Source organism: Bradyrhizobium sp. UFLA05-112, from assembly GCF_053572325.1.
Window position 1 is genome coordinate 20,564 of sequence record NZ_JBANBK010000101.1, and the last position, 6,635, is coordinate 27,198.

6 protein-coding genes and 2 pseudogenes are annotated in these 6,635 nt (G+C 63.8%); 5 read left to right on the plus strand and 3 right to left on the minus strand.

All coding sequences use genetic code 11. The annotated features are described in order from the left end of the window. Positions 1–24 precede the first annotated feature (24 nt). Together SO180_RS36715 and SO180_RS36720 are read left to right on the plus strand one after the other, a co-directional pair. Positions 25–759, plus strand: a complete 735-nt coding sequence (locus SO180_RS36715) for a CpaD family pilus assembly protein (RefSeq protein WP_449383681.1) — start codon at positions 25–27, stop codon at positions 757–759. A 2-nt stretch (positions 760–761) separates the two neighbouring features. Beyond that, positions 762–2,048, plus strand: a complete 1,287-nt coding sequence (locus SO180_RS36720; RefSeq protein ID WP_449383682.1) for a CpaE/TadZ family protein — start codon at positions 762–764, stop codon at positions 2,046–2,048. A gap of 168 nt (positions 2,049–2,216) precedes the next feature. On the opposite strand, the gene SO180_RS36725 is transcribed toward SO180_RS36720, so the two are convergent. Next, the gene (locus tag SO180_RS36725) at positions 2,217–2,984 is read right to left on the minus strand and encodes a tetratricopeptide repeat protein (protein ID WP_449383683.1); all 768 of its coding nucleotides are present in this window, start codon (positions 2,982–2,984) and stop codon (positions 2,217–2,219) included. A 94-nt stretch (positions 2,985–3,078) separates the two neighbouring features. Continuing rightward, positions 3,079–3,324, minus strand: a complete 246-nt coding sequence (locus tag SO180_RS36730) for a PilZ domain-containing protein (protein WP_283038918.1) — start codon at positions 3,322–3,324, stop codon at positions 3,079–3,081. 229 nt (positions 3,325–3,553) lie between these two features. On the opposite strand from SO180_RS36730, the pseudogene SO180_RS36735 reads away from it, so the two are divergent. Beyond that, a pseudogene (locus SO180_RS36735) lies at positions 3,554–3,730 on the plus strand (magnesium chelatase domain-containing protein); the annotation flags it as partial. 171 nt (positions 3,731–3,901) lie between these two features. Here SO180_RS36735 and SO180_RS36740 read toward each other — a convergent pair. After that, positions 3,902–4,606, minus strand: a complete 705-nt coding sequence (locus SO180_RS36740; protein WP_449383684.1) for a DUF899 family protein — start codon at positions 4,604–4,606, stop codon at positions 3,902–3,904. A 543-nt stretch (positions 4,607–5,149) separates the two neighbouring features. Here SO180_RS36740 and SO180_RS36745 point away from each other — a divergent pair. After that, positions 5,150–5,338 carry a hypothetical protein gene (locus SO180_RS36745; protein WP_449383685.1) on the plus strand — a complete coding sequence of 63 codons (189 nt, stop codon included), beginning with the start codon at positions 5,150–5,152 and terminating at the stop codon, positions 5,336–5,338. 414 nt (positions 5,339–5,752) lie between these two features. Beyond that, positions 5,753–6,562, plus strand: a pseudogene (locus tag SO180_RS36750) (YifB family Mg chelatase-like AAA ATPase); the annotation flags it as partial. Positions 6,563–6,635: the final 73 nt, after the last annotated feature.

Below are 6,635 nucleotides of genomic sequence, written 5' to 3' on the forward strand. Positions count from 1 at the left end.
CTTCAACACGAGGGGGATGAAGCGATGACGAAATTACCGGTCGATTGCCGCAAGAAGCTGCGCCTCGCGGTCGCGCTGATGGGCCTCGCCGTCACGCTCGGTGCGTGCAACACCACCGAGGAGGTCATCACCCAGACGGTGCCGACCGACTACCGGCAGCGCCATCCGATCGCGGTGCAGGAGGCCAAGCGCTCGATCGTGATCTTCGTCGGCCAGGCACGCGGTGGCCTGTCAGAAGCGCAGCGCGCCGACGTCATCGGCATCGCGCGGGACTGGGCGCATGAAGGCACCGGCGCCGTCGTGGTCGACGTGCCCGTCGACACCAGGAACGCCCGCGCTGCGGCTGCGACCTACCACGAAATCCGCTCGGTGCTGGCGGCCGGTGGCGTGCCCGCGCGCGGCATCGTGCACCGCGCCTATCGCCCCGATGATCCCGCCCTGCTGCCGACCATCCGCCTGAGCTACTCGAGGATCGCCGCGGTTGCAGGTCCCTGCGGACTGTGGCCGGAGGATACCGGGCCGTCGATCTTCGACCCCGGCTACAACGAGAACAAGCCATACTTCAATCTCGGCTGCGCGACACAGCGCAACCTCGCGGCGATGATCGACAACCCCGCCGATCTCGAGCAGCCACGCGCCGAAACACCCGCCTATGCCGAGCGGCGCGCGATCGCGTTCGAGAAGTACCGCAAGGGCATGCCGACCTCGACGACCTACCCCGACGCCGACAAGGCCAAACTCAGCGACACGGGCAAATGACAATGAGCGGCCAATACGAAGACGACGACGCTCCGCAGCATCCCGACGAGCACATCGCGCCGGTCCCGCGGGTCTCGGTGCAGGCGTTTTGCGAGACCGAGCAGACCTATGACGCGATCACGGCGGCCGGCCAGGACCGCCGGCTCGCGAAGGCCCATCTCACCGTCAAGGAGGGCGGCCTTGCGGCAGCGGTCGAAGCCTATGGCTCGATGCCGACGCCGAACGTGATCGTGATCGAATCCGACGGCACGCGCGACATCCTCGAAGGGCTCGACGATCTCGCCGGCGTCTGCGATCCCGGCACGCGCGTCGTCGTGATCGGCAATCCGAGCGACGAGGCGCCCTATCGCGAGCTGCTGCGTCGCGGCGTCAACGACTACGTGATCGGACCGGTCGAGACCATCGACGTCGTGCGCTCGATCTGCAGCCTGTTCTCGGCCTCGGAAGCCATCATCACCGGTCGCGTCATCGCCGTGGTCGGCGCCAAGGGCGGCGTCGGCGCATCGACGATCGCGCACAACGTCGCCTGGACCATCGCGCGCGATCTGGCGCTCGATTCCGTCGTGATCGATCTCGATCTCGCCTTCGGGACCGCGAGCCTCGACTACAACCAGGATCCGGTGCAGGGCATCGCCAACGCGGTGCTGACGCAGGAGCGCCCCGACACCGCGCTGATGGAGCGCCTGCTCGCCAAATGCACCGAGCGTCTCAGCCTGCTGGCAGCACCCGCCACCCTCGACCGCGTCTATGATTTCGGCGCCGAAGCCTTCGACGCCGTGTTCGATACGCTGCGGATGACCACACCCTGCATCGTGCTCGACGTGCCCCATCAATGGTCGGGCTGGACGCGCCGCGCGCTGATCAACGCCGACGACATCGTGATCGTGGCCGAGCCCGATCTCGCCAACTTACGCAACACCAAGAACATGCTGAGCGTGCTGAAGGCCGCGCGGCCCAACGATCGGCCGCCGCTCTACTGCCTCAACCAGGTCGGCATGCACAAGCGCGCGGAGATCGAGGTCAAGGCCTTCGCCAAGACCATGGAAAGCCAGCCGGTCGCGGTCATTCCCTTCGATTCAAGGCTGTTCTCGACCGCCGCCAATAACGGCCAGATGATCTCCGAAGTCTCCAAGAGCCATCGCACCGCCGAGACGTTCCAGAACCTCGCCAACCGGCTCGCCGGGCGCGGCGATGTCAAGAAGCCGAGGCAGTCATTGCTGGCGCCGCTCTTGAAGAAGCTGAAGCGCAAGCCGAAGCGCGAATCCGCGCCGCATCGCAAAGCGTCGTAGTCTTACTGCGTCACCAGAGCCTCATGGTGAGGAGCGCAGAGCGCGTCTCGAACCATGAAGGCCCGCATCTCACCCACGGCCATCCTTCGAGACGCGCGTTCCGCGCTCCTCAGGATGGGGAAAAGAGTGCTCATGACCCAGTAGAACTAGGTTGGCGCTCGGGCGACGCTACTTCTCCGCCCGCTGCTGCTTCTTGGCGAGGAGCTGCCGCAGCGCCGTGACCTTGGCCTGGGCCTCGTCCGGCGGCAGATCGGCCTTCACGATGCCCTCGGCTTCGGCCTGACGACCCTGTAGTCCAACCACGAGCGCGAGATTGGCCCGCACCCGCGCATCCTGCGGCGCGCGCTCATGGGCACGGCGCAGCGTCTCCTCCGCCTTGGGCAGATTGTTCTGCAGCACGTAGGACAGGCCGAGATTGGACAGCACCGACGGCTCGTCCGGCACGATCTTCAAGGCGCTGCCGTAATATTGCTGCGCCTCCTCGTTGCGACCAAGCTGATCGAGCACCGCGCCTTGCGCCGACAGGATATGCCAGTCGGGATCCTCCGGCGTATGCGCGCGGCTCAGCACATCGAAGGCCTGCTGGAAATTGCCGCTGTCGGCGAGCGCGCGGCCATAGGCTGCAAGCAGCGGCTTGTTGCTCGAGTGGGTGAGCACGGCCTGCTCGAGCACGGCGACGGCCTGCGAGCGCTGGCCGTTCTCGCGCAACGCCTTGCCGTATTGCAGCGCGATCTCGGGATCGCTCGGGGTCGCCCGGTAGCGCTCGCGCAAGGCGTCCATATCGGGCTTGGCCTCGTGGGCCTTTTCCGACGTGGCGCCGAGCGCGCCGGTGATGTCCTCGAGTCCCGTGGTCTGGCAGCCGCAAAGTCCGAGCGCGAAAAGCGCGGGCAACAGCCATCGTGCCGGGGAAGCGACAAGGGACGAACGCTGGGACATACTCTGATCTACCGTCGGCGACTGATCAGAGATGCTTTCCCGATTAACGCTAATTTCCCGTTAAGGACGGGCGACCCGGCCGCCCCAATCGATCTCAATCGATGAATTCGGCGCCGAATTCGCAGCCGATGCGCCAGCGGAGCTGGCACTGGCGGGAATAATCCGGTGCGAAGATGATGGTGAACTGCGGCGGCACCTCCAGAAACTCCGCCACCACTTTCACACCGCCATCGGAAATATCCGTGATCGTGCAATCCCTCGGCAGCGACCCCGCGCCAAGATGAATCTTGGCAAGCCGACTGCACACCCGACGTTCGCTTCTCCGGCGATTTGCAAGCATCTCGATTGTTCACTTGTTAGATCACGGCCCATCCCGCACTCCTACACGTACCGAACATTCGTTGGGATGTGCTGAGCGGATCGGCTCGCATTCGAGACTTACTCTCCCCGCCCCGTTTACGCCTCGTTAGGAAATGCTCTGGGCCCCGACAACCGTTCCCGTATTGTTCTTGCCAGGCGAACGGCCGCCTGCTAGCCTCGATTGCAGGAAAGGGCAGGCTGGTTCGAGCATGGTACAGCGGGTTTCTACCGTCGCCTTCGAGGGGATCGAGGCCCGCGCGGTCGACGTGCAGGTCCAGGTTGCGCCTGGCCTGCCGGCCTTTGCCATCGTCGGTCTTCCGGACAAGGCGGTCTCGGAGGACCGCGAGCGGGTGCGCTCGGCGCTGATCGCCTCGGGGCTGTACCTGTTGAAATTACTTCCGCTTTGACAGCGTAGCGGACATCACCGGAATATCTGCCCGGCCAGCTCTGTCGCGATTGATCCAGAGCGGACGAGGACTGTTGGCTGATATCTGCTTTTGACCCGATGGCGCACAACGCCATTTCGAGATTGCGTTTTCCTACTGCAACGACCGCTCTCAGTAACTCAGCTTCGGATACCAGTCCTTGCCGCGTCCGTCTGGCGTCAGATCCAGAATAGACCACAACGAGGCGACGTCAGGAGCCAGACGCGGGTCTTCGCCCGGATCGGCCATATCTGCCGTCATCTCAGCGGCCCAGAACAGCCGCACTTTATCGCCGTCGCGCTTGAACACAGTGATCGCCGGCCATTCCGAGCCGTCGCCTTTCAGCGACCCGATATCCTTGGCGTAGTCGTCGCCAATGGTCTGTACGAAATCCAGATTGCGCCAGCCGCGCTCCTGCGCGAATGCAAGTTGTCGCGGCACCGGCGAGCGGCCGAGCACCTTCAACGCGACGCGCTGCTTGATGTCGGCCGCGTTGCCATTCACCGCGCCGAGCCAGTTAGTACACATCGGACACGGTCGCTCGCGTTGCGGCCCGAACATCCAGAAGTAGGTCACCAGCGCGTTGTGTCTGCCGAACAGGTCCATGAGCCCCAACTCGGAGCCGTTGGCGTCCTTGAAGCGATAGTCCTTCTCGATGACAGGACCGGGGGGAAGCGAACGGCGCTGTTCGGTGAGCCGCGTCATGTGGCGGCGGAATTCGATTTCCTCGGCAACCAGCGCCACGCGCGCCGTGCGGTACTCCGGGCTCTCGCCGGCGAATGGAGTTCTGGCGAGCTTTGCTAGGGTTGCGGCCGGCTTCAGTGTGTGAGCGTCCATCATGCGCCTCCGACGACATCGTTCGTTACCATAACTCCGGCCCCACACGACTGTTTCACGTCGGAACCTCCGGCATTGCGCCCTCAAAGCCACTGTTTACGTGATGCGGCTCTGCATCCGAGTGCATCGAGCGCCGGCTCAATTCTAAGGAATTACAGCCATCGGAATAAGGCGGCCTCTTTCATACGACGCCAACGGGCGATGTCGCCTTGTGTGCCCATCGCGACCCCAATTTTCCATTGACGAAATCACATGGTTTCGTTGGGGCCACACGCTTCTCCATAAGAAGCCGTCAATGACGCCCACCAAGCAGCAATAAAGCCGCTTGGGGGCGGTTCGCGGTTCCTTCGAGTGTCCACTTGCGCTGGCAAATCGAAGTTCCAAGTTCTGGCATCCAGAACCGGCCAAAGAATAGAGGAAGTGCAAGCAACCTCGCCGCATCAGGTGTATAGTCTTTGCATCACCGGCCGAGGCTCTGCCCGTAGGCGTCGGTGGCTGAGAGACACTGCTGTGCTCCCGCCTGCAAAGTCAGGGAGCGCGGCTATGCCGATTATCGGTCAAATCTTCCATCCTTTATCAATCGATACCGCACATCTCGAAATGGCCAGTGACAGTATTCGCGAAGCCCTTGCGGTGCTGAGGAAGCCATGCGCCGATACGTTCCTCGGGCGCGAGACTTACAAGCCGTTTCCGAAAGGCACGGACGAAAATAACACAGGCAATAGCAACTAAGCTCATCCGGGCCCATTGTCGTCCGATGATTGATCCGCTTTTTGCTCGCGCTCAGCTCGCTATTGAAGAGAGCAAAGCTCTTCGAGAGGAAAAGCACGCATTGCAAGCTCGTCAACATCATGCTCGGGAGGAGCTTTGTCGCTCCGTACTTGAGAGCGCCATGTGCCTGACAGAAACAAAGGCATACCGAGACGATCAGCAACGGCAAGGCGCTACCGCGTGAATGCGCCCTCCTGCTGTAACCTCGGCGGCCGCAGCGGCCTTTAAGCGGGGAGTTTTGAAGTCGGCCGGGAGGACCACGCGAAAACGTAGGTCCACCTGCGGAACGACCCGTTTCCTAAGAACCACGGGACGCGGCGGCGTCTGACAAGCCGGTGGCCTGCGGCGACACCGCGGTCTTGTCATTGACGAACTCACCTGTTGATAATCGGCGCGCCAGGCGCCGGCAAATCGATGATGGCCGCGCGCCTGCCCTCGATCCTGCCGCCGCTGTCGCCGGGCGAGCTTTTGGAGGTCTCCATGATCGCCTCCGTCGCCGGCGAGATCGAAGGCGGCGCGCTGACCTCGCGGCGGCCGTTCCGCTCGCCGCATCATTCTGCCAGCATGGCCGCACTGACCGGCGGCGGCATGCGCGCAAAGCCCGGCGAGATCTCGCTCGCGCATCAGGGCGTCCTGTTCCTCGACGAGCTTCCGGAGTTCGATCCGCGCGTGCTGGATTCGCTGCGCCAGCCGCTGGAGAACGGCGAGGTCTCGGTGTCGCGTGCCAATCACCGCGTCACCTACCCTGCCCGCTTCATGCTGGTCGCAGCGATGAATCCGTGCCGTTGCGGCAACGCCTTCGAGCCCGGCTATGCCTGCAAGCGCGGCCGCATCGATCGCTGCACGGCGGACTACCAGGCGCGCATCTCGGGTCCCCTGATGGACCGCATCGACCTGCGCATCGAGGTGCCGGCGGTGACCGCGGCCGACCTGATCCTGCCACCGCCGGCGGAAGGATCAGCGGAAGTCGCCGCGCGCGTCGCCGCGGCGCGCGATATTCAGCGCGCGCGTTATCAGGCCGCGGGGTTGCCGAACGTCCGCACCAATGCGGAGGCACCAGCCTCGGTGCTCGAGGAGATCGCAAAGCCCGAAGCGCAAGGCCAAAAACTCTTGCGCGATGCGGCCGAGACCATGCGGCTGTCGGCGCGCGGCTATCACCGCGTGCTGCGGGTGGCGCGCACGCTAAAGCGTGATGGCATTAAGTTCGATAGCCTGAATTTTTGAGGTAGTTGGCGCATTCCTCGGGGGTGAAGGCATC

Excerpts from the sequence above, each read along its gene's own strand:
- SO180_RS36725 (WP_449383683.1), bottom strand. The coding sequence starts at position 2,984 with ATGTCCCAGCGTTCGTCCCTTGTCGCTTCCCCGGCACGATGGCTGTTG.
- SO180_RS36740 (WP_449383684.1), bottom strand. The coding sequence starts at position 4,606 with ATGGACGCTCACACACTGAAGCCGGCCGCAACCCTAGCAAAGCTCGCC.
- SO180_RS36720 (WP_449383682.1), top strand. The coding sequence starts at position 762 with ATGAGCGGCCAATACGAAGACGACGACGCTCCGCAGCATCCCGACGAG.
- SO180_RS36745 (WP_449383685.1), top strand. The coding sequence starts at position 5,150 with ATGCCGATTATCGGTCAAATCTTCCATCCTTTATCAATCGATACCGCA.
- SO180_RS36730 (WP_283038918.1), bottom strand. The coding sequence starts at position 3,324 with ATGCTTGCAAATCGCCGGAGAAGCGAACGTCGGGTGTGCAGTCGGCTT.
- SO180_RS36715 (WP_449383681.1), top strand. The coding sequence starts at position 25 with ATGACGAAATTACCGGTCGATTGCCGCAAGAAGCTGCGCCTCGCGGTC.